The following is a 26,540-nucleotide window of genomic DNA, read 5'->3' as shown; positions in this document are numbered from 1 at the left end:
CTTCGTGTGAAGAGCTTTTCTATTAATATATGATAGGTAAGCGTAAAGTATTATAGTTGAACTTGGTTATGCTTCACAGTTTTTATCGGGCGATCTATGAGTAAATTGTAAGTGAGCCCAATTAATACGAAAATGCCACCGATAACTTTACCAATTGAGAGTTCATTTGTCAGGAAGAAATCAATAATAGTCCCCGCAAATAATTGTCCGATAAAGATGAGTAATGTTAAATAAAAGGCTGATATTTTAGGAGTAATATAGTTGGATAATGAAATAACGATAACTCCTACTAATCCGCCTAAGTATACGGCGATAGGAATAGATTGCAACTTATGAATAGGGATATACAATGAATCTGAACTGAAAATTAAAAATAACATAGAGAAAAATAATCCAGTAATATAATTGAAAAACGTGCCTTCCCAGTTTCCAATTTCCTTTGCTAAATTCGCGTTAATAATTCTAGCAACAACGATAGAAACACCAGCTAAAATAGCGATCGTAATATATAACATTTTCTTGCCCCCATTAATAAATTGTCATGATTATAATTCCAGAAGAGATGAAATATAATCCAATTAGTTTTTTCTTTTCAAACTTTGCAACTTTCATTCCTAATAAGCCGAAATGATCAATAACGATGGAAGCAATAGATTGACCGAGTAAACTTAATGCGATCGTAATAGAAGCACCAAGGACGGAAAAACTTATATTGTTAAAAAGAACAGTGAATACTCCAATCGCTCCAGCGCTATATAAAAAAAGTGGAATACTTTTATCGAAACGAATTTTATTTTTGTTTATGATTAAAATGAAGATAACTGCAATTAAACCGACAAGGTGAATGACCACGCTTGCTGTGTACTTGCCAATTAACTCAGATAAAATTCCATTCAATGGAAGCATAACGGCGATGAGCACACCAATAAAGACAGAAAGAAAGTTATACAATGTAATATCCCCTTTGTATTTCATATTTGTAATGACTGTATCATGCTGAAATTGTGTATTGTTATGACATATGTCATAGTGGAAGAAGAAAATTTTGATTACAATGGGGATGAGTTGTAAAGGTGGGGAACTATGAAGAAAGTATGTAATTCTATTAAATTAGCAGAGTATATGAAGAAAAATAATATTGATTCATTTTTTAGTCATGATATGAAGCCATATATGGAACTTATATTTTTTAAAAAGAATGAGTTTATTTGTAGAGAAAATGAAGAGATAGATTATTTATATTTCTTTGTTGAAGGAAAAGCGAAAGCGTTTAACACATTAAGTAACGGGAAATCCGTATTACTGTGTTTTTATGATAGTTTGCAGTTACTTGGAGATGTAGAGTTAATTCATTCCCAAAGGATTACTTCAAATGTACAAGTAATGGCAGATTCATATTGTGTTGGTTTACCATTAGGAAAAGTGAGAAATCAGCTATTTCATGATGCGAAATTTTTAAGATGTATTTGTGGATCGTTAGCACATAAGTTAAATCGACTTTCAAAAAATAGTACAATTAATTTATTGTATCCGCTTGAAAATAGACTTGCGAGTTACATGTTAGCAGCAGGAGAACGGGCAGTACAGCACGGAAATAGAATTGTATTTAGTGGGAATTTAACGGAAACAGCGGAATTGTTAGGAACGAGCTATCGGCATTTGTTGCGCACATTAAATGTTTTTTGTGATAAAGAGATAATAAAGAAGAATGATGGTTGTTTTGAAGTAGTAAACGTGGAAGTTTTGGGAGAATTGGCAGCAGATGTTTATAAATAGGAGGAGAGTATAAATGATAACACCTATATTTAGAATTTTTGATATTGAAAAAGCAAAACTATTTTACTTAGGTTTTTTAGGATTTAAACTGGATTGGGAACATCGGTATGAGGAAAATATGCCATTATATTTGCAAATTTCGTTACAGGATGCTGTGATACATTTATCAGAACATCATGGTGATGCCTCACCAGGTGGTGCGATTCGGATCAAAATAGATGATGTAAAGGATTATCATTCTGTAGTATTAAGTAAAGAATATGCTTATTCGAAGCCGAATATAGAAAAAACACCTTGGGGTACAATTGAATTAACTGTAATTGATCCGTTTTCAAATAGAATTACACTATACGAGGAAAAATTGTAGAAATGGAATGAAGAGTAGTTCATAGAGCAGTGAACTGCTCTTTTTTATTTTGAGTAGATATTGAATCATATAAAAAGAAAATGTTATGATTATGGAAACGTATGAATATATGAACAAGTATTCATGCGTTTAAGAAGAGGAGGGATTAGAATGAAAGATCTAATTATTATTGGGGCGGGTCAAGCTGGATTAACAATGGGATATTACTTGAAGCAAGAAGGGTATAATTTTTTATTACTTGAGGCAGGAAAACGAGTTGGTGATTCATGGAGAAATCGATATGATTCTTTGCAGCTTTTTACCCCAAGGTCTTACAGTAGCTTGCCGGGTATGGCGTTAATAGGTGAAAAAAATGAATTTCCATATAAAGATGAAATTGCAACTTATTTAGAAGAATATGCAAGACATTTTCAATTACCGGTACAATTACAAACGGAAGTTCTAAAAATAAAGAAAGAAAAAGAAATATTTGAATTACATACTCCTACAGAAATTTTACAAACGAAAAAAGTTATTATCGCATCAGGTGCTTTTCAGCAACCGTTTATTCCCTCAGTTTCAGCAAATCTATCATCACATATTTTTCAAATACATTCATCACAATATAAATCACCATCACAAATTCCTAAGGGAAAAGTACTAGTAGTAGGTGGTGGGAATTCAGGAATGCAAATTGCAGTAGAACTGGCAAAGACTCATGAAGTTACGGTGTCTATTAGTCATCCTTTAACGTTTTTACCGTTACAACTTTTTGGAAAAAGTATTTTTAATCTGCTAGAAAAAGTGGGTTTATTGTACGCTGAAATAAATACAAAGAGGGGAAGATGGTTTCAGAAGAGAAAGGACCCTATTTTCGGTTTTGAAGGTAAGAAACTTATTCGTAATGGAGCAATCAAACTGCAAGAAAAAGTAGTAAGTGCATCAGGAAATAACATTATGTTTCAGAATGGTGATACTTATAGTGCAGAAAGCATTATATGGTCAACTGGTTTTGTTCAAAATTATAATTGGATTGAAATTGAACAGGCAGTGAATGAGAAAGGATTTCCTAATCATATAAAGGGAATCAGTCCCGTAAAAGGATTGTATTATATCGGTTTACCATGGCAATCTCAAAGGGGTTCCGCACTTATTTGTGGTGTAGGAAAGGATGCAGAGTATGTACTTTCTGAAATCAAAAAAATAGATCAGTAGCAATAACTACTGATCATCCATATGTACATGAATTAGGAGAGGTCAAACATTTATTAACTTTATTATAATAGACTTTCATAGAATTAAAAACTGAAAATTCAAATTTAATGTTGAGAAAGTTTTTTGTATCGAAATATACGAAAAAATAGGGATTTTTATTAAAACAGAAAAAGATATTTCTATTTTAGTAAATTATGATATAGTCTAAATAAGTGTGTTTTTCCATAAATGTAATTATTTTCATTGTAATTTTGTTTATATGAGGGAAGGAGAAGTAATTATGAAGTTTGATGATCAACGCTTACTAGGAGTCCGATTAGGTTCTGTACTTGTGACAGAGGCAAATCAATATTTAGTAATTAAGAAAAAAGATCATTATGCACTGTTAAATATACATAATTTAGAATGCACTCATGTTGAAGTGCAGTTAGAACATTTGGAAGAAATGTTGCGGGAAGATTTCCAAGAAAGTATAACGGAGATTATCGCACCAGAACATATAAAAATTGTTGCGAAAAATGTTATATAGATAAAGAAGCTGGAAGGAACAGCTTCTTTATTTTCATTATAAGGATAACGTTTTTACAACCTCACCAATGAAGTGTTTTCTTTTTTTGTTAGTTTGAAGTGAACTTTTGAAAAAATTTGTCTCGGTACATGTACATAACCCATGAGATTGTTATTAAAGAAATGATGATTTGTTTGTTTTTAATTGGTGCATTGAAAACAAGCCAACCAACTATATCAAATAACAAATGTAGCACGATTGAAAGAACTACAAATTGAAGTAACGTATTTAAAAATCTTTTCATAAAGTGTCCCCCTAAAATAATAGGTTTTATTAACAGTTTGATATAGTGATATTATACATTAAATGTGTATTGTGGTAAAATTTACATAAGTTAGTGGAATAAAGCAAATGAAAGTTAGTAAGGGGGAACATTCATGGAATTCTGGATGGTTATACTGATAGTAGCCTTTGGTTTCATTTATATCGCTGAAAAATTAACTACAATTGAAAAGAAAAATGATGCGCATTTAAAGAGAATTGAAGATAGATTACAATTAATTACGAAAGAAATGGGAATTGTAGAAAGAGAACCTGAAATTAATAAAGAACTACGCCAGCTTGTAGAAGAAGGCAAAAAAGTTACAGCAGTTAAGAGAGTAAGAGAAGCTTTTGGTTTTTCCTTACTAGAAGCGAAGCAATATGTTAATAAATTATAAAAAAGATCATCCATTTGGGTGATCTTTTTTCACTGCACCATGCGTGTATTTACATAAGCGGCGATAATAAAGTGTCCAATTATAATGATAGGAATAACGATTGTGACATTAGGCGTAGTGAAGACACTACCGATTGTCGCAATGACACCAGCAATTAAATTATAAAGACCTACTATTTTTGATAGTTTCACTTTATCAGGTACGCGGCGTTTGTTGAATCCTGATAAGAGCCAAGTGTACTGCTTTACTCCGATGAAATAAGCTAGTGCAAATGAAATGATTGCTACTATAAATAATGTTGGTGAAGCGAAGAGAGTCATTGCAAACACCTCCGTTAATGGGCTATAAATAAATTATAGTCTGAATGTTATAATTTAACAAAATGCAATTTTGGTTTTAAGTGTAATAGAAAAATGGAGTATTTGTGATAAGGGGAGATTAAGTATGAATATTGTGGAGTTTCAGAGGTATGTATCAAATTTCAGTAAAGAAAAAGGATTTCAAGATACAACAATTGAAGAGCGTACGATATATACGATGGCGGAATTAGGTGAATTAGCGGAAGTCATATTAAAGCGTGATACAATACAAGATGCGAAAAGAGAAATCAGTTTAGAAATGTTTGATGTAATTTGGAATATATGTGATTTAGCAAATAAATTAAATATTGATTTAGAGAAGGCGTTTAAAGAAAAAATGAAAATTAATAAAAAGCGTGAATGGTAAGTAGAATTTTAATTTGTAAAGATGGGTGATATGAATGAAAAAGAAGCTTATTATAGGAGGAATCTTTACTTTAATTAGTGTAATAAGTGTTGTCGTTTACTTAGTTTTTCAAGGCATATTCATTCCGAATCAAATAAGTGCTGATAAGTATGAAATAAAAGGTGTAGATGTCGCATCGTATCAAGGGGATATAGATTGGAGAGAGTTGGAAAAGCAAAATATGAAGTTTGCGTTTATAAAGGCGACTGAAGGAAGTTCGTTTGTGGATGAGTACTTTTCGAAAAATTGGAGGAATGCGAATAAGACAGATATGCGCATCGGAGCGTATCATTTTTTTAGTTTCGATAGTAAGGGTGAAACACAAGCAGAACAATTTATACGAACTGTTCCAAAATATAAACAAGCACTGCCACCCGTGATTGATGTTGAGTTTTACGCTAACAAAAAAGATAATCCCCCTAAGCGTGAAGATGTTACGAAAGAGTTGTCGGTTATGATTGAAATGCTAGAAAAACATTACGATAAGAAAGTAATATTGTATGCAACGCAAGAGGCGTATGATTTATATATAAAGGATGCGTATCCAAAATGTAATATATGGATTCGTAGTGTTCTTGCAAAACCGAGTTTATCTGATGAGAGAAAATGGACGTTTTGGCAATACACGAACCGCGGGAGATTAAGCGGTTATAATGGAAAAGAAAAGCATATTGATTTGAATGTATTTTATGGGAATGAGGAAGAGTTTGAGAATTATGGAATGGAAGATTAAGTTTTAAAGCGTACAAAATTTTGTACGCTTTTTTGTTAATTACATAAAAGTATGCAAATGAAGATGGAACAAACATTTGAGATGAATTGTCTAATATAGGTAATAACTATTTAGCTTGAAAGAAAGGGTTGATAACATGAAAAAGAATACGTTGTTAAAAGTAGGATTATGTGTAAGTTTACTAGGAACAACTCAATTTGTTAGCACGATTTCTTCTGTACAAGCATCACAAAAGGTAGAGCAAACAGTAATTAAAAATGAGACGGGAACCATTTCAATATCTCAGTTAAACAAGAATGTATGGGTTCATACGGAGTTAGGTTATTTTAATGGAGAAGCAGTTCCTTCGAACGGTCTAGTTCTTAATACTGCTAAAGGACTAGTGCTTGTTGATTCTTCTTGGGATGATAAATTAACGAAGGAACTAATAGAAATGGTAGAAAAGAAATTTCAGAAGCGCGTAACAGATGTCGTTATTACACATGCGCACGCTGATCGAATTGGCGGAATAAAAACGTTGAAAGAAAGAGGCATTAAAGCGCATAGTACAGCATTAACCGCAGAACTAGCAAAGAACAGTGGATATGAAGAGCCGCTTGGAGATTTACAAACAATTACGAGTTTGAAGTTTGGCAATACAAAAGTAGAAACGTTCTATCCAGGGAAAGGACATACAGAAGATAATATTGTTGTTTGGTTGCCACAATATCAAATTTTAGCTGGAGGCTGTTTAGTAAAATCTGCGGAAGCTAAAGATTTAGGAAATGTTGCGGATGCGTATGTAAATGAATGGTCTACATCGATTGAGAATGTGCTGAAGCGATATGGAAATATAAATTCGGTAGTACCTGGTCATGGAGAAGTAGGAGACAAGGGATTACTTTTACATACATTGGATTTATTAAAATAAGAAATTGTAGAAATACAAAAGAAAGGAGAAATAATTTTCTCCTCTCTTTCTTCTAACTATATTTAAATGCTGAATTTGTCGATTACGTCAGCATATATTACTGAGATTTTAATTCCAAGTATACAAATACTAGTACTGTCATAATTGCAATAACAACGTAAGTAGCATCAAGCATTATAAGTGTTTTTAAAGTTTCAGTCATCGTAATTCACCCCTGTTATAAAAATATAACATGATCTTTTTATTGATTAGATTAGAGATCATAAAGATAAAATGTATATGAAATTTCTTAAATAGCTTCTATATAAATATATCATATAAATAATGTAAGTAATGTTAAGATAGTGTAAATGTATTGTAAATAAAGAGGTTTACAATGAAGGCTTTAATAAAAAAATGATAGTTCCTTAAAATGACAAATACGCTCTTCTTTCTATTGAATGATAGAAAGAAGAGCGTATTTGTATGTCTATTTTCATATGTAATGAATTGCAACTATTTGTACATGGGACTCAAAATTTTTTTCGTTTTATATATTTCTCCAAATTAATTAGCTATTTAAAAGTATCGAAAGATGTGTGCACACTAATGCTTATTTTTTAGTGTCAATAAAAATATTATGTCAACAATATGAACTGTCACAAATCTTTATATATTATTGTGATTGATATCACATCACTTTTTTTCAATGGGTATTATGCTTAAGGTGTAATGAATGATTGGGAGAGGGTGGGATGATATGTTTTGTTATCAATGTGAACAAACGCCAACAGGCGGATGTAAAGTAATGGGTGTTTGTGGGAAGAATGAAACGATTGCGAGTCTACAAGATACGATTGTGTTTGGGCTAAAAGGAATTGCAGCTTATCGCACACATGCTGCTCAGCTAGGGTATACGGATGGATTTGTAGATGCTACAACACAAGAAGCTTTATATATGACATTAACAAATTCTAATTTTAACGAACAAGAGCATATTGATATGGCTATGAAAGTGGGGAAATCAGCTTTACGGGTGATGGAATTATTAGATGAGGCACATACGAATCATTTTGGTGTGCCAGAACCTGTACAAATTACACAAAATCGTGTAGAAGGTAAAGCAATTGTAGTTACGGCCATAATTTATTTGCATTAGAAGAACTATTAAAGCAAACAGAAGGAAAAGACATTAATATTTATACGCATTCTGAAATGCTACCAGCACACGGATACCCGCAACTGAAAAAATATAAACATTTAAAAGGAAACATCGGTAAGGCATGGTATGATCAAAGACGCCTTTTTGAAAAATTTACTGGTGCCATATTAGCTACAACGAACTGTGTTATGCCAATTAAAGGATCATACTCTGATCGATTCTTTTCATATGACATTGCAGGTTTAGAGGGTGTACAAAAAATTGAAAATGATGATTTTACACCATTGATTCAAAAAGCACTAGAACTTTCAGAAGTACATATGGAGTCGGATGAACAGTTAGTAACAGGGTTTCATCATAATACAGTATTATCATTAGCTCCGGAAATTATTAATGCAGTAAAAGAGGGGAAGATAAAGCGTTTCTTTGTTATTGCCGGTTGTGATGCACCGGGAAAAGGTGGAGAATATTATCGTGAATTAGCAACGTCACTTCCGTCAGAAACAGTTATTTTAACAACTTCTTGCGGGAAATTCCGCTTTAATGATGTGGATTACGGTGTTGTACCTGGTACCGAGATTCCGCGCTACATCGACTTAGGACAATGTAATAATTCCATTTCTACAGTGAAAATAGCAGCTGCATTAGCTGATGCTTTCCAATGTGAAGTGAATGAATTGCCAGTAAGTATTGTGCTATCATGGTTTGAACAAAAAGCGGTTGCCATTTTACTCGGGCTATTTAGTCTTGGAATTCAAGATATTCGCATCGGTCCAAAGGCTCCTGAATTTATTTCACCTGGCGTGCTTGATGTATTACAAGAAACATTTGGTTTAAAACTAATTACAAATGCAGCAGAAGACATGGCTATGATGTTATCGTAACGGAAAAGATGTTTTCACTTAATTGTGGCTTTATAAATCATTTGTATGTGTGTGAGTAAACGCACATACAAATGATTATTAATAAAGAAAATCGCTATATCTATAAAATTTATAGAGCTTTTAAAGTATAACACCACATGCCCATCACCTTAAGATTTTAAGTATCCCCAAAACGAAATTTCTACATGAATATCTATAATTTTACCTCTTTTTCATTTGATTTGAAAATAAGCTTTCTATTTTAAAAAAACAACGATACCACCTCAAATTATAGGAATAAAATCCATTCATTTATTAGGAAAATGGATTGAAAATAATAAGGTAGACTAAAAAGTAAAATATTATTTATGATAATCATTCTTTTATAAAATTTAAATTGGAAATAGCCCTACTCATTTTGATTGCGCATTTTCAAAATGGAGGGGCTTTTTTTACTGTAAAATCAATAACTGCATCTTATTTTTGTTGAAAAAATTCTCATTCTTATTTTGAAAGTGATATGGGTACATTTACATGCACATCAATCTTTTATTATGAAGTGGACCTTGAATATATTGTTTTTTATTGACAGACATAAAAATGATTTATTTGCTGTATTGATAATTTATAGATGTTATAATAAAATGTTTATGTATATGTAAACTTAATTTATTTTTGTTTGGTTTTATTGTAAGGTTAGGCAGTGTTGATAACAATAAAATAATGAATATATCACCTGTAAAAAGAATGAAACCAATACGGAGAAGATGATTTCGTTAAAAATTCGAAAAATAAGCGTTATTAGCTCTTGAAGAAAAATGACTAGAAAAATTACAAGCATATGGAAAATAGGGTTATACAAAAAGTCCTAAAGGGGGACGGAATTATGGAGAAAAGAAAGTATTCAGTAACACCACAAGATCGAATGAATTATGTATTAGGTCTTTATTCTGCAGATCAACAAATTAATGCAGTTCTTTATTTTCCTGTAGGTATATCCAAGGAAATACTTGAAGAATCAGTAAGGATAACGTTGCAATTGCAACCAGTTTTGAACAGCCGGTTTGTAGAAAATGATATTCCTTACTGGGAGGAACATTCATCTGACACTAACTCATCTATTTGCTTTTTTGCAGAAGGAAATAATCAAGAACTTGAAATAATGGCAATAGATTTTATTAAGGAACCTGGTGATCGTATTCAGGGGCCTATGGTTCAAACGAAATTATTACGGGGCACTACAATAGATATGTTAGTTGTGAAATTGTCTCATCTATGTTCAGATGGTGCAGGAGTCAAGGAATATATAAAATTGCTTGGAACAATATATACTCACCTTTCATTGGGACGGTCTAAGAAGCAAATTATAAAGGAATTTGATGAGGGAAATGAGAGTTGTCGAGATCAATCACATGTATTCAAATACGCTGGAATATCGGACATAAAAAGTGCGTATCGACCTAACCAAGAACAACAGGCATCGTTATGGTCTTTTCCATCTCAACCTAACAAAAATAAATTTCCCCAAATGTCCGTACGGCGATTGAGCCATAAGCAAACTCTACGTTTAACCCAATGGACAAAAGCACAACAGGTTACCTTGAATGATGTAATCATGACTGCTTACTTCCGAGTTTTATCACATTTCACTGTGTATGCAGAACCTCGTACTGCAGAAAAAATGATTGGTTTGACAATTGATTTACGTCGATATCTGCCTAATAATACAACTGGTGCTATTTGCAACTTATCCGGTATGGAAATGCCAGTGATTAAAATGGAAGACGATGAAACATTTAAGCAGACTCTTGTTCGAGTTAAACAATCAATGGATAAAATAAAGTCTCAAAATCCAGGTCTTTCTTCAGCAGCAGGAATGGAGTTACTGGCAGAAATGAAGCTATCTACAGTGAAGGAAATGTATAATCAGCAATATGAACAGGCTGTACAGATGGGGATGGCGTTGCCATTACTGACAAATTTGGGAGTGATTGCTGAGGAACCTATTCAGTTTGGTCAAATTCAAGCTGAGGACGGGTATATGGCATCACCTATTATGTATGCACCATTCTTTTCAATGGGAGCAAGCTCTTATAATGGAAGGCTTACATTTACGATCGGTTATCATGCGCCGGATACATCAAAAGAAAAGGTAGAAAAATTTTTAGATAGTGTTGCTAATCAACTATCAGAAATAAAATAAAAGAGAATATAGAGAACAGATTTCTAACAGAATTGTATTTTAGGGGCTCGTATCATGTACGGATAATCTCTGGAAATTTTCTCTGACCGCACTTGCCTTTATGCTTTATATGCAATGGGAATGGTAGTGAGAAACAATTTGTATCGTGAAAAAACAAGATATATCGGTATAAAAACAATAAAACAGAGCTGATTTAAATTACACTTTGAATCAGTTCTGTTTTGCTAGTGTGATGGTCCTTACAATAAAAAAAGTAGGCTGTATCCGGTTAGGGTAAAGCGGATTTTTAATTTTTTTGAAAATAAAGTTGACATCCATAACTACTTAGTCATACAATATAGATGTAATAAGTGATACTGAATAGTTCAGATTCACAAAAACGGTTCAGTAAAAAATTCGCCTTAGTACTCTGTAATACTGAATATAAGTCAGACAGAATAGGGGGTAAAGGAGGATCAGAACATGGAAAATTTAACTGAAATGTTGAAAGGTTCACTGGAAGGGTGTGTGCTGGAAATCATTAGCCGCCGTGAAACGTATGGTTATGAGATTACTCGCCACCTGAATGATCTTGGGTTTACCGAAGTCGTGGAAGGAACGGTCTATACCATCCTCGTACGATTAGAGAAGAAAAAGCTTGTGAATATTGAAAAGAAACCATCAGATATGGGGCCGCCTCGTAAGTTTTATTCATTAAATGAAGCTGGCCGTCAGGAGCTTGAATTATTTTGGAGAAAATGGGATTTTGTATCGTCAAAAATTAACGTCTTGAAGTCAAACTAGCCTCATAATATAAAATGTTTCGGCCGATATTTTGAGAATTTCTTGTTCGGTTTTATAAAAAAGGAGGAAAATAAGATGTTAGAAATGTTCAAAAAGTTAATTGGTGATAAAAAAGAGTACAAAATGATGATGGCACGAGTTGAGGCTCTGCCAGAGGACTACCAATTTGTATTTAAGAAAATTCAAAACTACATGTGGAATTTTTCAGCGGGTAACGGGATGGATATGTTACACATACAGTATGAATTAATCGATTTGTTCGAAGCGGGTGCAGCGGAAGGAAGACAAGTGCTTGACATTACTGGGGATGACGTGGCTTCCTTTGCTGACGAACTAGTGGCAAATGCTAAAACTTACGTCTCCAAGTATCGTGAAGATTTGAATGAAAGTATTATGAAGAAATTGAGAAAAAAATAAATGGAATAAGTAGTACCGACTGATTAGCTGGTTACACATATGAATTGCCATCATAGCTATTCAGTTATATTTTTAATTCGGTACTAAGTAATACAGAATATCAGTGATACTAAATAGATAGAGGTAAATAAATAGTCTTCGCAAAACATTTTTATAGGGAGGAAAAAAGTATGAGTCATGCAGTGATTTCTGTAAAAGGCTTGAAAAAATCCTTTAAAGACAAGGAAGTTTTAAAAGGGGTAGATTTTGAGGTGCAGCGTGGAGAAATTTTCGCGCTGCTAGGCTCAAATGGAGCGGGAAAGACGACAACGGTCAACATCCTTTCGACACTAATGAAGCAAGATAGCGGTGAAGTAAGTATTTGTGGATTTGATGTACAGAGTCAACCAGATCATGTTCGTCAAAGTATCAGTTTGACAGGGCAGTTCGCAGCTTTAGACGGTATGCTGACTGGGAGGGAAAACTTGATAATGATCGCCAAATTACGTGGTGTTTCCAATCCCGCTCAAGTTGCTGACAATCTACTTGCAAGATTTAGCCTGACTGATGCGGCAAACCAAAGGGCAGATCAGTATTCAGGCGGGATGAAGCGCCGGCTTGATATCGCGATGAGTTTGATTGGGGCGCCAGCAGTTATTTTTCTTGACGAACCAACGACTGGACTTGATCCTGAAGCGCGAATCGAAGTGTGGGATACAGTCAAGGAACTTGCTGGTAGCGGTACAACTATTTTGCTTACGACTCAGTACTTGGAGGAAGCAGAACAACTGGCAGACCGTATCGCTATTTTGCATGGCGGAAAAATTATTACGACAGGTACTCTTGCTGAACTAAAAGAGATGTTCCCGCCAGCAAAAGTGGAGTATATCGAGAAGCAACCGACATTGGAAGAAATATTCCTTTCGATCATTGGCAAAAAGGAGGAGATGTAAATGAAAAGTAAAACAGGTGTATTACTAGGTCGTTTAATGCGTAACATTATGCGCAGTCCGGATACAATTATTACAGTAGCGATTACACCGATTATGATGATGCTATTATTTGTCTACGTGTTTGGCGGCGCAATAAAAACTGGAACGGAAAACTACGTTAATTATTTATTGCCGGGAATTTTGCTAATGGCTATCGCATCCGGTGTAGCTTACACTTCCGTGCGACTCTTTACGGATGTAAAGAGTGGGCTGATGGCACGTTTCATTACGATGCCTATTAAGCGCTCATCCATATTGTGGGCTCACGTTTTAACCTCTCTAGTTGCTAATGTACTTACTATCGTGGTGGTTATTCTTGTTGCACTCTTAATGGGTTTCCGTTCCAGTGCTAATATTCTAGATTGGCTCGCGGTAGCTGGGATACTTGGGATGTTTACGCTGGCGCTAACATGGCTAGCTATCATTCCAGGATTGAAAGCGAGGTCTATGGAAGGGGCGACTGCTTACTCGTACCCGCTAGTTTTTCTTCCATTTATTAGTTCGGCCTTTGTGCCTACCGAAACGATGCCAAAAATTGTTCGTGCATTTGCAGAGAATCAGCCTGTAACTTCAATCGTGAATGCGATTCGTGCTCTTTTATATGAAGGAACTGTTGGAAACGATATTTGGATTGCGCTCGCTTGGTGCGTAGGTATAATGATTATTTCTTACTTTTTCGCCAGTAAAGCATTTAAACGTCAGTTAGGGTAAGAAACGAGATAAACGAAACCTTCGGGAATAATATATATTTAGAAAAGCACGGGAGATTTTCCGTGCTTTTATTATTTATCATGCTCTCATTGTAGTAAATGAAATGGTATTTAAAAATAGAATAATTGTCCATAAAGCTTAATATTTGAGGCTCACTGCTTATGGAATGTATAAGCGCACTCGTTTTTGTAAATCTGCTAATACTTCATCGGGAATTTCTTTGATTTTTATATCCTTCCCTAGAAAAAGCAGCCAATTTATTATTTCCGTCATTTCATCGGGATTGTTAACATTGATAAAAGTTTGTAAAATGGCTGTGGATTGGTAAGGATTAGTATAAGATATTGAAATTTTTAAAGGATGGTATTTTTTGAACTGGGCAATTGCTGTCGGACCAAGTTCAAATACAAGGTTAATTGCTTCGTCCTTCTTACTTAGTTTTTCTAAAATCTTTTTCTTATTTAGCCTTTTGTTCGTCGTGTATGGTTCGATATTAATGAGATCATCGACAGGAAACATCATCTTCTTTTCTTTTTTTAAGTCAAACCCTTCAATGATCCAATGGCTTTTTTCTTGATAAAGGTGCAATAGATAAATTGGATAAGACTTGATTTCTTCATCTTCTTTCATAGTAATCAATAAATGGTTATCCAAAAGAAGGATTTGAATGAGTTTTTCTAACATAGGATGGGGGAGATCAGAAAGCTCAAGTAGATCGGGATTATGAGGGTTAGTCCCTTGGAAAAGCAAGAGTTGATTTAAAAGAACGAGATCATCTTGCTGGGTTTCTGAGATGAGTCCTAGTAGTTTTTCGGCTAAAGATTGACGACTCTTTAGGTAGGGAAGTTGTTGATTCCTCGTAGCCATAAAGGCAATAAAAAGAGCTTTCACTTCATTATCAGTAAAGCGAACAACGGGCAGGATAGAGTTGTGCATAACAAAATATCCCCCGGTCCTCCCAACTTCAGCGACAAGTGGCATTCCCATAGCTTCAATTTCTCTAATGTCTCTAATAGCTGTCGACCGTGATATGTTAAATTCTTGTATAATTTCAGAAATTGTAAAGTGAGAGCGGTTGTTGATATACCGCATAATTGTATTAATCCGTTCAACTTTTTTCATTTTAGTCTCCTAAACAGTATCATTTTTTGACATGGTTTAAAGGTATTATAAACGTATCAGATGAAAAGATAAATCGTTTGATTAATAAAAAAAGAGGCAGGTTTTGAATATGAAAAATTATTCTATAGAAGAAAAAGATAGCTTTATTGTGTTAGGTATTGGAACTGAAATTAAGAGTGAATACACAGACTTTGCTGGAATAAATAAAGAAAAGGACGACTTTTGGTCGGCTGTTAAAGAAGATGGAAGGCTGGACACTTTAAAAGCTTTAGCGACAAATGAATATATTTTTTCTGTGAGCGAAGCGGTGAATAACAAAATGATGTATTATGCGGGTGTCATGACAGAAGCACAAATAGAAGAAGAATCTAGAGTGATTCAGTTTCCGAGGGGAGAATACTTAGTAGTAAAAGGGGAAGACAAAACAGCTGAAGAGTTAAGTAATAAGTTGACTGGCATCGCCTTCGGTCAAGCTTTACCAGATGCAAATGAGTTTGCTTATGTTGGTGGACCAAATACGACGGTTGAGATGGGGAAAAGAAACGGCTTAGTGTTTGGTGAAATGTGGATTCCAGTTGTAAGGAAGTAAAGTGATAAAAGATACGAATATGGGAAGTAGAGGCTAACAATCTTGGATTGTTGGCCTTTTTAACATGAATATAATATTCATGTGCTGCTACACAGTATGTTCTGATAAAATGGAATGAAAGGGAATTACTGTAAGGTGGTGGTGGGGTGAATAAAAAAAGGCTATTTGAGCTATTCATAGTAACGTTTGTTTTTCTATTCCTTCATGTAAGTACATTTACAAATGAGAAGTTTAACGATAAATTGGGTGCTTTTACTTACATTGTTTTATTTCTTATGCTTACTATCAACGCTATATTTATAGAAAGGTATTTTGGTGATATACAAAAGTGGATTCGAAATATTACATGTTGCTTTGCTTTATTCGTAGTGGTTTTAGTAGCTCTATGGATAGGTTATTTTTAGTCCTTACTTAAGAGAATGAGAAATATGTGATTACACTACATTTGATCTGATACTATTACTTAGCTGCATCGGTTTATATTAATCTTTTCTCTCCTCAATCATGATAAAATGTACAATAGGAAATTTTATGTAAGATAAAGAAGGAAGGTTTATGGTGAGCCTGAGTACTTTGCTAGCTTTTGCGCTTGTTTTACTTAGTATGGTTTGTTCACCTGGGCCTATTTTGATTTATCTTATTTCTCGTTCCATTACGTAGGGGCGTATGGCAGGATTTATTTTTTTTATTGAGCATCATGCTTGGATTTGTAATTCATATAAATGAAGCGACTTTAGTATTCACTCAAAAATCCATTGTCTATGAAACAACTAGATTTGTAAACGGCTTTAATAGAAAGATGTCTATTGTATTTTTTGCGGCAAGATTAAATAGCTTTTTTGTTACTTTACAATAAAGTATACTTAATATCAGTAATTCATGTAATTAGGGGTGGTTTCTATATTTAGAGAAAATACAAAAAGGATACTTCTGTCATTAGTAACAAATCCAATACTAATAATTGTATACGGAATTTTTTGTTATGAGTTGGCCTTATACTGTAAGTACGGAAGAATGAATTATAATATTTACATTTTGTTATTATGTATAGTACTTTTTATATCCATAACTACATTTATTACAATGCGGGTGATAAAAAATAGAGAATATGAATCTAAAAAATTAACAAATTCAATAGCATGGAGATCCATTTCTATTATCATTATTGTTGCAATTACATCATTTTATGGGATGCAGATTTATAAAAGTGCAATAAATTACAATGGTAAATTGGCATGGTTTATAGAAAAGTTAAAACATGAAAGGTCAGTTAAACTTAAACATAATAATATATATAAGTCTGGAGTAGAAGGTATTTTTGAAGATATAAATAAAAAATATCCTTTGCCAAAGAAATTGTATATGGCAACTGATTTTGATCTTACATTTCATTCAGATGGAACAATCACAGCGTTTGATACATTTGTTTATGGGAAAAATGATGATGGGAAAGAAGAAACTTATTTAATCTCTTATAATAAGAAGAAGTCAGAAGATATTACTATAATACGAGACGGATACGCAAAGCCTGATTATAATGATGATAAATTAGTAGAACCTTTAATTGAAACGGTTAAGGCGATTCCAGTTAAGCAAACGGTTAGAAAATGGAATGAAAGTAAGTATGGGTTGATTTATTATGGAAAAAGAAATTGGGGATCCAATACAGAGGGAATTATTAATATTACTGAGGATGGTAAGGGACAGAGTCTTAAAAAAGCAGCTTCTGATATCATTGGATATACTGTATCTATATTTGTCCCTGGAAAAGAGCAAGAGCTAGTCCCTGCTAGATATAATTTAATAAGTGACGCAAGTTGGAGTAAATCAAAGACGCCTCCAAAAGAAGATATGCTTAAAGAGAAGAAACAACAAGATTTAAAGAATGAAAAAGAACAGTTTTTCCTATCGAAAGAAGTTGGTTATAAACTAAATATGACAGATAAAGCATTAGGGAGCGCCTTTTATTCATTAAGCAAGACTAGTGATGAAGGGAAAACATGGGAGGTTATCAATCCAGACCCATTTAATGGGGGGATTGGTAGTGTATCAGGAATCACTTTTATAAATGATAAACTTGGGTTTTTAGGAGCAATTAGGCCTTCTGGTAATGAAGGAGAGTTATATCGCACAGATGATGGGGGAGTATCTTTTAAAAAGGTAGAATATCCGCCGCATGAAGTGAAATTAGATCATACACAGTCCACAATAAGTCCTTTTGATTCACCTAGTATGCCATATGAGAAAGATGGGGTTTTTAATATGTTAGTTGGACAAGGGGCAGATGGAGACTACAATGGCGATAGTAGTGCACTTTATCAATCAAAAGATAACGGAGAGACATGGGAATTTGTAGAAGAAGTGAAAAAGAAATAATCAGAATTTTTTTTGAAAAATAAGGTAACTACTTAGCTATACATTTTATTTAGAAGTTTGGTAAGGGGTATAATTCCAGCCATGAAGATAAAAATGGACCTATACCTCGCTGCCTTTCTTTGTTTTATTTCTTATGCTTACTACCAACGCTATATTTATAGAAAGGTATTTTGGTGATATACAAAAATGGATTCGAAATACCACATGTTGTTTTGCTTTATTTGTAGTGGTTTTAGTAGCTCTATGGATAGGGTACTCTTAGATCCTTACTTAAGAGAATGAGAAGTATGTGATTACAATACATTCGATCCGATAATATTACTTAGCTGCATCGTTTTATATTAATCTTTTCTCTCCTCAATCATGATAAAATGTACAATAGGAAATTTTATGTAAAATAAAGGGGGAAGGTTTATGGTCAGCTTGAGTACATTGGTAGCTTTTGCAATTGTTTCGCTTAGCATGGTTTGTTCACCTGGGCCTAATATGATTTACCTCATTTCCCGTTCCATTACGCAAGGACGTATGGCGGGATTTATTTCTTTATTGGGCATCATGCTCGGATTTGTAATCTATATAATCGCAACTATGTTTGGACTTACAGTTCTATTCGTTGCTGTTCCCGCTGTATATGAAGCAGTAAAGTGGGCAGGTGCTGCTTACTTGCTCTGGCTCGCCTGGAATTCGATTAAACCGGGTGCTACATCTATTATGGAACCTCGTATGATTTCTAATGAGCCACCAAGGAAATTATTTCTGAGGGGACTCATGACGAATCTTCTGAATCCAAAGATTGCTATTTTGTATGTATCACTTCTACCTCAATTTGAAGATCCAGAGAAGGGATCGTTGCTTTTTCAAGGTGCAGTTTTGGGGCTTACGCAAATCACTGTTAGCTTTATGGTTAACCTTGTAATTGTATGTACAGCAAGTAAAATTGCAAAATGGTTTGGCACACGCCCGACGTGGCTACGAGTACAGCGTTGGCTTATGGCAAGTGTTTTAACGGGGCTTGCTGTACGTCTTGCTTTTGAACGTCGACAGTAAGAGCCTCTTTACCGTCAGTTTCTATAATATAACCTAATAAATATTAATATAATTTATGTATAGTAGATATTTACCTTATAAAATAAGGGGGGAATATTATGACTGAGACAAACGAATCTTCAGGAGTTAATTTGAAAAAAGATGTGAAGTTTTCTATTATAATTCCTGCGCATAATGAAGAAAAGTACATTAGAAAATGTTTAGATTCAATTGCAAAGGCATCAGAGGCATATAAAGAGCAAACGGAAGTTATAGTTGTTTTAAATCGTTGTACAGATAAAACAGAGGAAATAGCAAAATCTTATAATTGTGTTACATTGAAAAATAACGATAAAAACTTATCTAAAATTCGAAATGCAGGGGCTAAAATAGCTAGTGGAGAAATAATCGTTACTATAGACGCTGATACGATAATGACAGAGTCTATGTTGTTTAATGTAGATAAATATTTAGCTTCAGGTACATACATTGGTGGTGGGGTGAATGGTAAGTTTGAAAGAATATCTTTAGGAATATTTCTCTCCGCAATGTTAATCATAATCCCCTTACTTTTTAAGTACGGAGCTATATCTGTAGGGATTTTTTGGTGCTATAGAAAAGACTTTATGGCAATCAACGGATTTAATGAAAACATGCTTATGGCAGAAGATGCAGATTTCGCTAAACGTTTAAAAGAGTGGGGAAAGAAAAATAATAAGAAATTCGGTACTATTAAAAATGGAATGATAACTTCATGCAGAAGATTTGATACATATGGAGACTGGACTTTACTTAAAAATCCGAAAGTAATTTTAGCTTATCTAAAAGGAAATGATAGAAAATACGCAGATAAGACATATTATGATAACCAAGAAAGATAAAAATGGAGAAAATCAGAAGAGGATAGCTAGTACTTTTTTAGATATAATGAGAATCCAACTTAATTTAATAGATATTATAAGAAAACCACCAATTTGATTATCCTTTTTCAAATTGGTGGTTTTTATTTTTGAAATAAATATGTATTTTTTTATAAAAATATTTTTTGACCCCCATAAAACTATGTATTCCTCCGAATATGTATAGTGAAGAAAATAAATAGAAGAAAAATGACTATGAAAGAATATAGAAGCATTAATAAAATTACTAGATTAGGTGGGCATCCAAAATAAAAGGATGAAATTACCAATGGTATAGAGGAGAGTTATTCAAGGATTGCAGATAAAATAGAAAAAGAATAAGCAAAACGAACGGTAGAAAATAAGAAAGTAGATAAAAATACAAACCTAACTGTAGTGCCGAGAGAAAAGGAAAAATCATTAAGAAAACGTTAGACTCTAAAAATATAACTAACAGCAAGAAAACAAGACCGAAGAAAAGTACCAAGAAAATCTGGTTAAATGGTCACTTGTGTAGTGGCCATTTTGCTATTTGAAGGAGGCTGGGAGATTACAAGTGTTGAGTTTAGTAATGAAGATCTTAAGAAAACCGAAAATAGAAGATATCGTATGTAACATACAAAACAACGAAGAAGATAAAGAAGCGTTTATCGTACAGTATCAGCCTTTTATTAGAAAATCAATCTCATCTGTCTGCCGCCGATATATTACAGAACAGGATGATGAATATAGCATTGGATTGTTTGCATTTAACGAAGCAATTGAACAGTATTCCTATACAAAAGGAAAATCCTTTTTAGCGTTTGCTGATCTTCTTATAAAAAGAGATGTAATTGACTATATACGTAAGGAGTCTAAACATAACTTTGTCTTTTTAAAAGAAGATGAGCAAGAGGAAATGTTAGAAATGCAAGTGTCGCTTACGGAGTATATGAAAGAGATGGAAAATAGTAACCGTAAGGAGGAAATTCTTCATTTTCAAAGTGTGCTAGCTGAGTTTAAAATCACATTCTCAGAGCTTGCTAAAGAATCTCCTAAGCATCGTGATACGCGTGAGCACTTAATAGAAATTGTAAAAATTATTATAAAAGAAGAGGAAATGATGGAAGAGCTGTTCCGAAAGAAAAAGTTACCGCTTAAACATATTGAACCGCGTGTTAGGGTAAGTCGTAAAACGTTGGAACGACATAGAAAATACATTATTGCAATGTGTATTATTTTTGCAAACAACTATACATATATTCTGGATTACATAAGAGGGGAAAAGCATGATGAATAAAGGAATTGTGATGGATATAAAAAAGCATAGCGTAGTTGTTTTAACACCAAATGGAGAGTTTATTACGTGTAAAAGAAAAGGGGATTCTTGCATGATCGGGGAGGAAATCTCATTTGATGAGCAAGAACAAAAAGCATCGTATTTTTCGATCCCTTCCTTTCTAAAACCTGCATCAATACTTGTTGCTTGTTTTCTATTTGCAGTGCTGTTTTTCTACAACCAACCAGAAGAAAAAGTATTTGCTTACGTCTCAGTTGATATAAATCCAAGTTTAGAGGTGAGCGTAACAAAGGATTTTCGTGTTATAGATTTGCAGGCTTGTAATGATGATGGAAGGCGTATTTTAAAAGAATTGAAGCATTGGGAAAATAAACAATTGCAAGAAGTAATACGTACTATTATAAAGCAAAGTCAAGAGGATAAGTATTTAACGAAAGATAAGCAAGTTATGCTAACAGCTGTTGCAAAGGACAAGGCACTAGAACCACTTTTGGAAAAGGCAATGAAAGAATTAAAGAAAGAATATGAGTTAAAACATATTACAGTTGAATATCAAAGTAGCACGATGCAAGTACGAGAGAATGCTAGAAAAGCTGGAATTGGCACAGGTGTCTATATAAAGCAAGAGAATGAGAAAAACAAATCGCTTACTCCTCCTGCCACGCCGCCTAATCCGGTGGAAAATGAAGAAGAGGTGCAATCACAGCCGGAGTCATCTCCTGATGCATCAATGGATTTATCTCCTGTAAAAGAAAAAAAATATGAAAAGCAAGAGCAGAAAGAACAAAAGAAAACAGAGGGACAGCCATCGAAGCAAATAAAAGAAAACAATGGAAGAGGATCTCAGCAAGAAAATAGAGGGAATCAACAGGAGAATAACAGTAGAGAATCTCAACAAGGAAATAATGGAAATGGGCAAGGGAACAACGGAAGAGGATCCCAACAAGGGAATAATGGAAATGGGCAAGGGAACAACGGAAGAGGATCACAACAAGGGAATAATGGAAATGGACAAGGGAACAACGGAAGAGGGTCTCAACAAGGGAATAATGGAAATGGACACGGGAACAACGGAAGAGGGTCTCAACAAGGAAATAATGGGAACGAGCAAGGGAACAACGGAAGAGGGTCTCAACAAGGGAATAATGGAAGAGATCCTCAACAAGGAAATAACGGGAATCAGCAAGGGAACAATGGAAGAGGATCCCAGAAAGAAAATGACGGAAACGAGCAAGGGAACAACGGTAGGGGGTCTCAACAAGAAAATAGAGGCCACCAGCAAGGGAATGAGAAGAAGAATCAATAGAATATGGAAGTGAGAGATTCATTTCAAAGCTAAAAGGATTTCTCTCGCTATTGTGGGCAGTAAAACTCCCATCTCAAAATTTGGCTGGAGCAAAGAAGTTAGGTGGGAGTTGGGCTGCTTGTAAATGCCCAATTGGTGAGGGCTGATTAAAGTTGCACTTTATTATTTTATAGTTCTATTAAGAAGGAGTATGTGAAAAATATAATGGAGAAAAACATTCAACAAGAGAAAGATAAAGAAAAACCTGTTTTTTATGATCCGAAAGGAAGGAGAAACATAGCCTTTATTTCGTTTCTATGTATCTCAATAGTTAGTGTAGGTGTTGTATTTTATTTTTTCTTTCAAAGTATTTTTTCAACACCAGAAATTCCAAATATGAATACCGCTGTACAACAAGATACTAAACTTGTACCAATTAATCAAAAACTTAGTGATCAGCAGTTAAAGAAGGAAGAATTTAACCCAAATACCGGAACGAAGGATAATGAAAATTTGGTGAATCCGCCGAAGGATAGTAAACAACCTAAAGAAGTGTATGGTTTTTATGTAAACTGGGATGAAAATAGTACCGCTTCTTTAAAAGAAAATATCGATTCCTTAACTACGTTAGTACCAGAGTGGTATCATTTAAAAGCAGATTTAACGATTAGAAGTGAAATCAAACCTGAGATAGTAAAGTTGGCAGAAAAAAATCAAGTGAAGATTATGCCTTTGCTTACTAATTATACTGAGGAAGCTTCTGGTCCTGATAGTGGGCTAATTCATAAGTTACTGAATTCCTCAAATGATGTAAAGACAAAGTTTATTAATGATTTAGTAAGCCAAGTTAAAAAGAATCATTTTTCAGGAATTAATATTGACTTTGAGGCCGTACCTGAAAGTGATAGAGAAAACTTAACAAATTTTATGAAAGAACTTACTACGGAATTTCATCAACATGATTTGCTCGTTACACAAGATGTTCCAGCTAATGATAAGGCTTTTGATTATAGTGCGTTAGCAAAAATAATAGATCGAATGATTGTAATGATGTACGATGAGCACTATGGAGCCGGGGAACCAGGACCAATTGCTTCAAATAAGTGGTTCCAACATACATTGAAAGAACTGAATATTCCGTCTAATAAACTTATAGTTGCTTTCGGTAACTATGGATATGATTGGGAAGTGAATAGTAAAGAACCAGCGAAATCATTAACTTTTTCAGAAGTTATGGCAATGGCTCAAGGTTCAAATATGAAAATTCAATGGGATAAGAGTAGTGGGAACCCTTATTTTAGATATAAAACAGGAGAGAAAGAACATACTGCTTGGTTCTTAGATGGCGTTACTCTCTATAATCAAGTGAAAATCGCAATGGACAATAATGCAAATGGATTTGCGCTATGGAGATTAGGAGCAGAAGATCCTACAATATGGAAAGTTTTAAAAAATCCGATTGAGGTACAAAAAAATCCTAATGTATTACATAAAATCAATAGTTTAGATGAAGTAAATTATTCTGGACAAGGTGAAATTTTACAGATTGAGAATGAAAGAAAAAATGGATTGAGAGATTTTAAAGTAGGCAAAGATGGTTACCTTACAGATGAAGTATATCAATCCTTACCATCTGCATATGAAGTGCAACGATATGGAAAACCAAATGGGAAACAAGTAGTATTAACATTTGATGATGGACCAGACCCGAAATATACGCCAGAAATTTTAGATATATTAAAAGAGAATCAAATAAAAGCTGCTTTTTTTGTACTTGGTGAAAACGCACAACTAAATACTAGTATTGTAAAAAGAATATACGATGAAGGGCATGAAATTGGCAATCATACTTTCAAGCATCCTAACATAGCTGATACGTCTTTACTACGAACGAAAGTAGAACTTAATACGACGCAACGTTTAATTCAGGAAGTAACTGGACATTCTACGGTTTTATTTAGACCGCCATATGAAGCGGATGCTAACCCGGATTCATCAAATGAAATATTGCCTATTTTACGTGCACAAAATATGAACTATACAATGGTAGCGGAAAAAGTTGATCCCGAAGACTGGGCAACACCATCAACAAATGAATTAGTAAAGCGTGCTCTTAATCCCATTTATAAGGGAGAGGGAAATATTATTCTTCTCCATGATGCGGGAGGGAATCGTACACATACAGTAGAGGCGCTCCCAATCATTATTAAAGACTTAAAAAAGCATGGATATAGTTTTGTAACAATTTCAGATTTAATGAATAAAGAACGAGATGAAATTATGCCTCCTGTTTCTTCTGAGGGGAAGCAATATTTACTTTACAATAAAGCTGTCTTTTCAGGAGCGGGATACTTTAAACATATATTAACTACTATTTTTTATATTGCTATTGGATTAGGGATTTTTCGATTTTTATTCTTAATTTATTTTGCATGGAAGCAGAAAAGAAAAACGTTATCTCGCTATATTAATTCGTCTTATCAACCTTTTGTTAGTGTTGTCATAGCGGCATATAATGAAGAAAAGGTGATAGCCAAGACGATTCACTCAATTTTGAATAGTAATTATAGAGAATTTGAAGTTATTGTTGTGGATGACGGATCGACAGATGGTACGTCAAAAGTAATGAAAGAAACATTTTATAAACACCCTAAAGTTCGTTTCATTCAGAAAGAAAATGGCGGGAAATCATCGGCAATGAACCTAGGGTTTCAACAATCGCGAGGAGAAATCATTGTCACTTTAGATGCGGATACTATTATTGCGCAAGACGCTATTTCTTTAATGGTTAGACACTTTGAAGATCAGAATGTAGCTGCAGTTTCAGGTAATGTCAAAGTGGGGAATAGACGGAATTTGTTAACTACTTGGCAACATGTTGAGTATATTACAGGGTTTAATTTAGAACGTAGAGCTTTTGATGAGTTAAATTGTATTACAGTCGTTCCAGGAGCTATTGGGGCGTGGCGCAAGAAGAATGTAGTTGAATCTGGATATTTAAGCGAAGATACATTAGCAGAAGATACGGATCTTACTATTACATTTTTACGTCAAGGGCATAGAATTGTATATGAAGAAAAAGCGCATGCTTTTACGGAATCACCTGAGGATGTGAAAAGTCTCATTAAACAGCGATATCGTTGGTCATATGGTACACTTCAATGTCTTTGGAAACATCGAAAAGCGTTGTGTAATTCTAAACATAAAACATTAGGGTTTATTGCACTGCCTAACATGTGGTTATTCCAATATGTTCTGCAATTCATTGCTCCTTTTGCAGATATATTAATGATTATAGGACTATTTAGTAGTAATCCGCTAAAAGTTTTAGGATTTTATTTTGTATTCTTTTTAATGGATCTTCTCGCTTCTCTATTTGCATTTAAATTAGAGGAAGAGAATCCGAAACCATTAGTATGGTTAATTTTACAACGTTTTATTTATCGTCAATTTATGACTTATGTTGTCATTAAATCTATATTCTCATCGCTTCGAGGAGTAGCGGTAGGGTGGAATAAACTAAAGAGACTGGGGAGTGTTAAACATTCCACGGAACATAAGGAGGCATCATAAAAGAGCGGACTATTGAAGTGACCCCTAAAAGTTAGACACGGTTATTTCATTAGGCAGCTTGATAAAAGTGAGTCCGGTATTGTACCGGGCTCATTTTTAATTTCGCCTTAATCCGTTTCGTATTATAATAATCTATATATTTTTCTAATTCTATTTTAAAGTGCTCTACATTTTCAAATTCTTTTATGTAGAGGAACTCCGACTTCATAATCCCAAAGAAATTTTCTATTACTGCGTTGTCGTAACAGTTGCCTTTTCGAGACATACTCTGGACGATAGCTCTTGATTCAAGTGTCCGGACGTACTGTCTCATTTGATAATGCCATCCTT

Annotated in this window: 27 protein-coding genes and 3 pseudogenes; 24 read left to right on the top strand and 6 right to left on the bottom strand. The window is 34.0% G+C overall.

Annotated elements, in window-relative coordinates; all coding sequences use genetic code 11:
* Positions 1–50: 50 nt before the first annotated feature.
* Positions 51–515, bottom strand: coding sequence for a DMT family transporter (locus BLT20_RS16520; protein WP_000965811.1), 465 nt, complete (start codon positions 513–515; stop codon positions 51–53).
* 13 nt (positions 516–528) lie between these two features.
* The gene (locus BLT20_RS16515) at positions 529–975 is read right to left on the bottom strand and encodes a DMT family transporter (RefSeq protein ID WP_002026672.1); all 447 of its coding nucleotides are present in this window, start codon (positions 973–975) and stop codon (positions 529–531) included.
* A gap of 108 nt (positions 976–1,083) precedes the next feature.
* On the opposite strand from BLT20_RS16515, the gene BLT20_RS16510 reads away from it, so the two are divergent.
* From BLT20_RS16510 to BLT20_RS16495, 4 genes are all read left to right on the top strand, one after another.
* A complete protein-coding gene (locus tag BLT20_RS16510; RefSeq protein WP_000754832.1) occupies positions 1,084–1,776 on the top strand; it encodes a cyclic nucleotide-binding domain-containing protein in 693 nt (230 codons plus the stop codon).
* 13 nt (positions 1,777–1,789) lie between these two features.
* The gene (locus BLT20_RS16505) at positions 1,790–2,143 is read left to right on the top strand and encodes a glyoxalase superfamily protein (RefSeq protein ID WP_000632406.1); all 354 of its coding nucleotides are present in this window, start codon (positions 1,790–1,792) and stop codon (positions 2,141–2,143) included.
* 150 nt (positions 2,144–2,293) lie between these two features.
* On the top strand, positions 2,294–3,337 hold the full coding sequence (locus BLT20_RS16500; protein ID WP_000653867.1) for a flavin-containing monooxygenase: 1,044 nt from the start codon (positions 2,294–2,296) through the stop codon (positions 3,335–3,337).
* A gap of 280 nt (positions 3,338–3,617) precedes the next feature.
* Positions 3,618–3,866 (top strand): hypothetical protein, encoded by a 249-nt coding sequence (locus BLT20_RS16495; protein WP_000666942.1) that lies wholly within the window; start codon positions 3,618–3,620, stop codon positions 3,864–3,866.
* An 88-nt stretch (positions 3,867–3,954) separates the two neighbouring features.
* Here the strand turns inward: BLT20_RS16495 and BLT20_RS16490 are convergent, their stop codons facing one another.
* On the bottom strand, positions 3,955–4,149 hold the full coding sequence (locus BLT20_RS16490; RefSeq protein ID WP_000819660.1) for a hypothetical protein: 195 nt from the start codon (positions 4,147–4,149) through the stop codon (positions 3,955–3,957).
* 133 nt (positions 4,150–4,282) lie between these two features.
* Here BLT20_RS16490 and BLT20_RS16485 point away from each other — a divergent pair, with 133 nt between their 5' ends.
* Positions 4,283–4,564, top strand: a complete 282-nt coding sequence (locus BLT20_RS16485) for a hypothetical protein (protein ID WP_000397720.1) — start codon at positions 4,283–4,285, stop codon at positions 4,562–4,564.
* Between the two features lie 29 nt (positions 4,565–4,593).
* Here BLT20_RS16485 and BLT20_RS16480 read toward each other — a convergent pair whose 3' ends face one another.
* Positions 4,594–4,884 carry a DUF3784 domain-containing protein gene (locus BLT20_RS16480; protein ID WP_000171775.1) on the bottom strand — a complete coding sequence of 97 codons (291 nt, stop codon included), beginning with the start codon at positions 4,882–4,884 and terminating at the stop codon, positions 4,594–4,596.
* Between the two features lie 124 nt (positions 4,885–5,008).
* Here BLT20_RS16480 and BLT20_RS16475 point away from each other — a divergent pair, with 124 nt between their 5' ends.
* From BLT20_RS16475 to BLT20_RS16430, 9 genes and pseudogenes are all read left to right on the top strand, one after another.
* Positions 5,009–5,290, top strand: coding sequence for a MazG nucleotide pyrophosphohydrolase domain-containing protein (locus tag BLT20_RS16475; protein WP_001028134.1), 282 nt, complete (start codon positions 5,009–5,011; stop codon positions 5,288–5,290).
* A gap of 34 nt (positions 5,291–5,324) precedes the next feature.
* Entirely contained in the window at positions 5,325–6,062 is a 738-nt protein-coding gene (locus BLT20_RS16470) for a glycoside hydrolase family 25 protein (protein ID WP_000727821.1), read from the top strand.
* Positions 6,063–6,198: 136 nt separating this feature from the next.
* Complete coding sequence (bla2, locus tag BLT20_RS16465; protein WP_000742486.1) at positions 6,199–6,972, top strand: BcII family subclass B1 metallo-beta-lactamase; 774 nt, start codon at positions 6,199–6,201, stop codon at positions 6,970–6,972.
* A gap of 739 nt (positions 6,973–7,711) precedes the next feature.
* Positions 7,712–8,997 (top strand): annotated as a pseudogene (hcp, locus tag BLT20_RS16455) (hydroxylamine reductase).
* Between the two features lie 865 nt (positions 8,998–9,862).
* Positions 9,863–11,179 (top strand): condensation domain-containing protein, encoded by a 1,317-nt coding sequence (locus tag BLT20_RS16450; RefSeq protein ID WP_000415478.1) that lies wholly within the window; start codon positions 9,863–9,865, stop codon positions 11,177–11,179.
* Positions 11,180–11,641: 462 nt separating this feature from the next.
* Positions 11,642–11,962 (top strand): PadR family transcriptional regulator, encoded by a 321-nt coding sequence (locus BLT20_RS16445; RefSeq protein ID WP_000429484.1) that lies wholly within the window; start codon positions 11,642–11,644, stop codon positions 11,960–11,962.
* Between the two features lie 75 nt (positions 11,963–12,037).
* Positions 12,038–12,379, top strand: coding sequence for a DUF1048 domain-containing protein (locus BLT20_RS16440; protein ID WP_000891986.1), 342 nt, complete (start codon positions 12,038–12,040; stop codon positions 12,377–12,379).
* 170 nt (positions 12,380–12,549) lie between these two features.
* Positions 12,550–13,311, top strand: a complete 762-nt coding sequence (locus BLT20_RS16435; protein ID WP_000017567.1) for an ABC transporter ATP-binding protein — start codon at positions 12,550–12,552, stop codon at positions 13,309–13,311.
* Complete coding sequence (locus tag BLT20_RS16430; protein WP_000837815.1) at positions 13,312–14,061, top strand: ABC transporter permease; 750 nt, start codon at positions 13,312–13,314, stop codon at positions 14,059–14,061.
* Between the two features lie 159 nt (positions 14,062–14,220).
* Here the strand turns inward: BLT20_RS16430 and BLT20_RS16425 are convergent, their stop codons facing one another.
* Entirely contained in the window at positions 14,221–15,183 is a 963-nt protein-coding gene (locus BLT20_RS16425; protein ID WP_000755021.1) for a helix-turn-helix transcriptional regulator, read from the bottom strand.
* Positions 15,184–15,292: 109 nt separating this feature from the next.
* Here BLT20_RS16425 and BLT20_RS16420 point away from each other — a divergent pair, with 109 nt between their 5' ends.
* From BLT20_RS16420 to BLT20_RS16375, 10 genes and pseudogenes are all read left to right on the top strand, one after another.
* The gene (locus tag BLT20_RS16420; RefSeq protein WP_002026664.1) at positions 15,293–15,772 is read left to right on the top strand and encodes a GyrI-like domain-containing protein; all 480 of its coding nucleotides are present in this window, start codon (positions 15,293–15,295) and stop codon (positions 15,770–15,772) included.
* A 146-nt stretch (positions 15,773–15,918) separates the two neighbouring features.
* Entirely contained in the window at positions 15,919–16,176 is a 258-nt protein-coding gene (locus BLT20_RS16415) for a DUF3963 domain-containing protein (RefSeq protein ID WP_001036206.1), read from the top strand.
* Between the two features lie 151 nt (positions 16,177–16,327).
* A pseudogene (locus BLT20_RS31080) lies at positions 16,328–16,493 on the top strand (LysE family translocator); the annotation flags it as partial.
* Positions 16,494–16,663: 170 nt separating this feature from the next.
* On the top strand, positions 16,664–18,148 hold the full coding sequence (locus BLT20_RS16405) for a WD40/YVTN/BNR-like repeat-containing protein (protein WP_073339650.1): 1,485 nt from the start codon (positions 16,664–16,666) through the stop codon (positions 18,146–18,148).
* A 106-nt stretch (positions 18,149–18,254) separates the two neighbouring features.
* Positions 18,255–18,410, top strand: a pseudogene (locus tag BLT20_RS16400) (DUF3963 domain-containing protein); the annotation flags it as partial.
* Positions 18,411–18,562: 152 nt separating this feature from the next.
* Positions 18,563–19,195 carry a LysE family translocator gene (locus tag BLT20_RS16395; protein ID WP_000254114.1) on the top strand — a complete coding sequence of 211 codons (633 nt, stop codon included), beginning with the start codon at positions 18,563–18,565 and terminating at the stop codon, positions 19,193–19,195.
* Positions 19,196–19,293: 98 nt separating this feature from the next.
* Positions 19,294–20,055, top strand: coding sequence for a glycosyltransferase family 2 protein (locus BLT20_RS16390; RefSeq protein WP_000141007.1), 762 nt, complete (start codon positions 19,294–19,296; stop codon positions 20,053–20,055).
* A gap of 574 nt (positions 20,056–20,629) precedes the next feature.
* Positions 20,630–21,352 (top strand): RNA polymerase sigma factor SigI, encoded by a 723-nt coding sequence (gene sigI, locus BLT20_RS16385; protein ID WP_002082432.1) that lies wholly within the window; start codon positions 20,630–20,632, stop codon positions 21,350–21,352.
* Positions 21,342–22,658, top strand: a complete 1,317-nt coding sequence (locus tag BLT20_RS16380) for an anti-sigma factor domain-containing protein (protein WP_025921907.1) — start codon at positions 21,342–21,344, stop codon at positions 22,656–22,658. The genes sigI and BLT20_RS16380 overlap by 11 nt, the downstream gene beginning before the upstream one ends.
* A gap of 204 nt (positions 22,659–22,862) precedes the next feature.
* Positions 22,863–26,210 (top strand): trifunctional glycoside hydrolase family 18/polysaccharide deacetylase/glycosyltransferase family 2 protein, encoded by a 3,348-nt coding sequence (locus tag BLT20_RS16375; protein WP_000414286.1) that lies wholly within the window; start codon positions 22,863–22,865, stop codon positions 26,208–26,210.
* A gap of 49 nt (positions 26,211–26,259) precedes the next feature.
* Here BLT20_RS16375 and BLT20_RS16370 read toward each other — a convergent pair.
* Positions 26,260–26,540, bottom strand: a 281-nt coding sequence (locus BLT20_RS16370; protein ID WP_048564406.1) for an IS3 family transposase, incomplete at its 5' end; no start/stop codon positions are given.

The organism is Bacillus sp. cl96 (genome assembly GCF_900100505.1).
Classification (GTDB): domain Bacteria; phylum Bacillota; class Bacilli; order Bacillales; family Bacillaceae_G; genus Bacillus_A; species Bacillus_A cereus.
Note: the sequence above shows the minus strand (reverse complement) of the source record. Positions and strands in the feature narration are given on the sequence as shown.

Bases quoted from the DNA above. Each gene is read 5' to 3' on its own strand.
- BLT20_RS16520 (WP_000965811.1), bottom strand. From the start codon at position 515: ATGTTATATATTACGATCGCTATTTTAGCTGGTGTTTCTATCGTTGTT.
- BLT20_RS16515 (WP_002026672.1), bottom strand. From the start codon at position 975: ATGAAATACAAAGGGGATATTACATTGTATAACTTTCTTTCTGTCTTT.
- BLT20_RS16510 (WP_000754832.1), top strand. From the start codon at position 1,084: ATGAAGAAAGTATGTAATTCTATTAAATTAGCAGAGTATATGAAGAAA.
- BLT20_RS16505 (WP_000632406.1), top strand. From the start codon at position 1,790: ATGATAACACCTATATTTAGAATTTTTGATATTGAAAAAGCAAAACTA.
- BLT20_RS16500 (WP_000653867.1), top strand. From the start codon at position 2,294: ATGAAAGATCTAATTATTATTGGGGCGGGTCAAGCTGGATTAACAATG.
- BLT20_RS16495 (WP_000666942.1), top strand. From the start codon at position 3,618: ATGAAGTTTGATGATCAACGCTTACTAGGAGTCCGATTAGGTTCTGTA.
- BLT20_RS16490 (WP_000819660.1), bottom strand. From the start codon at position 4,149: ATGAAAAGATTTTTAAATACGTTACTTCAATTTGTAGTTCTTTCAATC.
- BLT20_RS16485 (WP_000397720.1), top strand. From the start codon at position 4,283: ATGGAATTCTGGATGGTTATACTGATAGTAGCCTTTGGTTTCATTTAT.
- BLT20_RS16480 (WP_000171775.1), bottom strand. From the start codon at position 4,884: ATGACTCTCTTCGCTTCACCAACATTATTTATAGTAGCAATCATTTCA.
- BLT20_RS16475 (WP_001028134.1), top strand. From the start codon at position 5,009: ATGAATATTGTGGAGTTTCAGAGGTATGTATCAAATTTCAGTAAAGAA.
- BLT20_RS16470 (WP_000727821.1), top strand. From the start codon at position 5,325: ATGAAAAAGAAGCTTATTATAGGAGGAATCTTTACTTTAATTAGTGTA.
- bla2 (WP_000742486.1), top strand. From the start codon at position 6,199: ATGAAAAAGAATACGTTGTTAAAAGTAGGATTATGTGTAAGTTTACTA.
- BLT20_RS16450 (WP_000415478.1), top strand. From the start codon at position 9,863: ATGGAGAAAAGAAAGTATTCAGTAACACCACAAGATCGAATGAATTAT.
- BLT20_RS16445 (WP_000429484.1), top strand. From the start codon at position 11,642: ATGGAAAATTTAACTGAAATGTTGAAAGGTTCACTGGAAGGGTGTGTG.
- BLT20_RS16440 (WP_000891986.1), top strand. From the start codon at position 12,038: ATGTTAGAAATGTTCAAAAAGTTAATTGGTGATAAAAAAGAGTACAAA.
- BLT20_RS16435 (WP_000017567.1), top strand. From the start codon at position 12,550: ATGAGTCATGCAGTGATTTCTGTAAAAGGCTTGAAAAAATCCTTTAAA.
- BLT20_RS16430 (WP_000837815.1), top strand. From the start codon at position 13,312: ATGAAAAGTAAAACAGGTGTATTACTAGGTCGTTTAATGCGTAACATT.
- BLT20_RS16425 (WP_000755021.1), bottom strand. From the start codon at position 15,183: ATGAAAAAAGTTGAACGGATTAATACAATTATGCGGTATATCAACAAC.
- BLT20_RS16420 (WP_002026664.1), top strand. From the start codon at position 15,293: ATGAAAAATTATTCTATAGAAGAAAAAGATAGCTTTATTGTGTTAGGT.
- BLT20_RS16395 (WP_000254114.1), top strand. From the start codon at position 18,563: ATGGTCAGCTTGAGTACATTGGTAGCTTTTGCAATTGTTTCGCTTAGC.
- BLT20_RS16390 (WP_000141007.1), top strand. From the start codon at position 19,294: ATGACTGAGACAAACGAATCTTCAGGAGTTAATTTGAAAAAAGATGTG.
- BLT20_RS16380 (WP_025921907.1), top strand. From the start codon at position 21,342: ATGATGAATAAAGGAATTGTGATGGATATAAAAAAGCATAGCGTAGTT.
- BLT20_RS16375 (WP_000414286.1), top strand. From the start codon at position 22,863: ATGGAGAAAAACATTCAACAAGAGAAAGATAAAGAAAAACCTGTTTTT.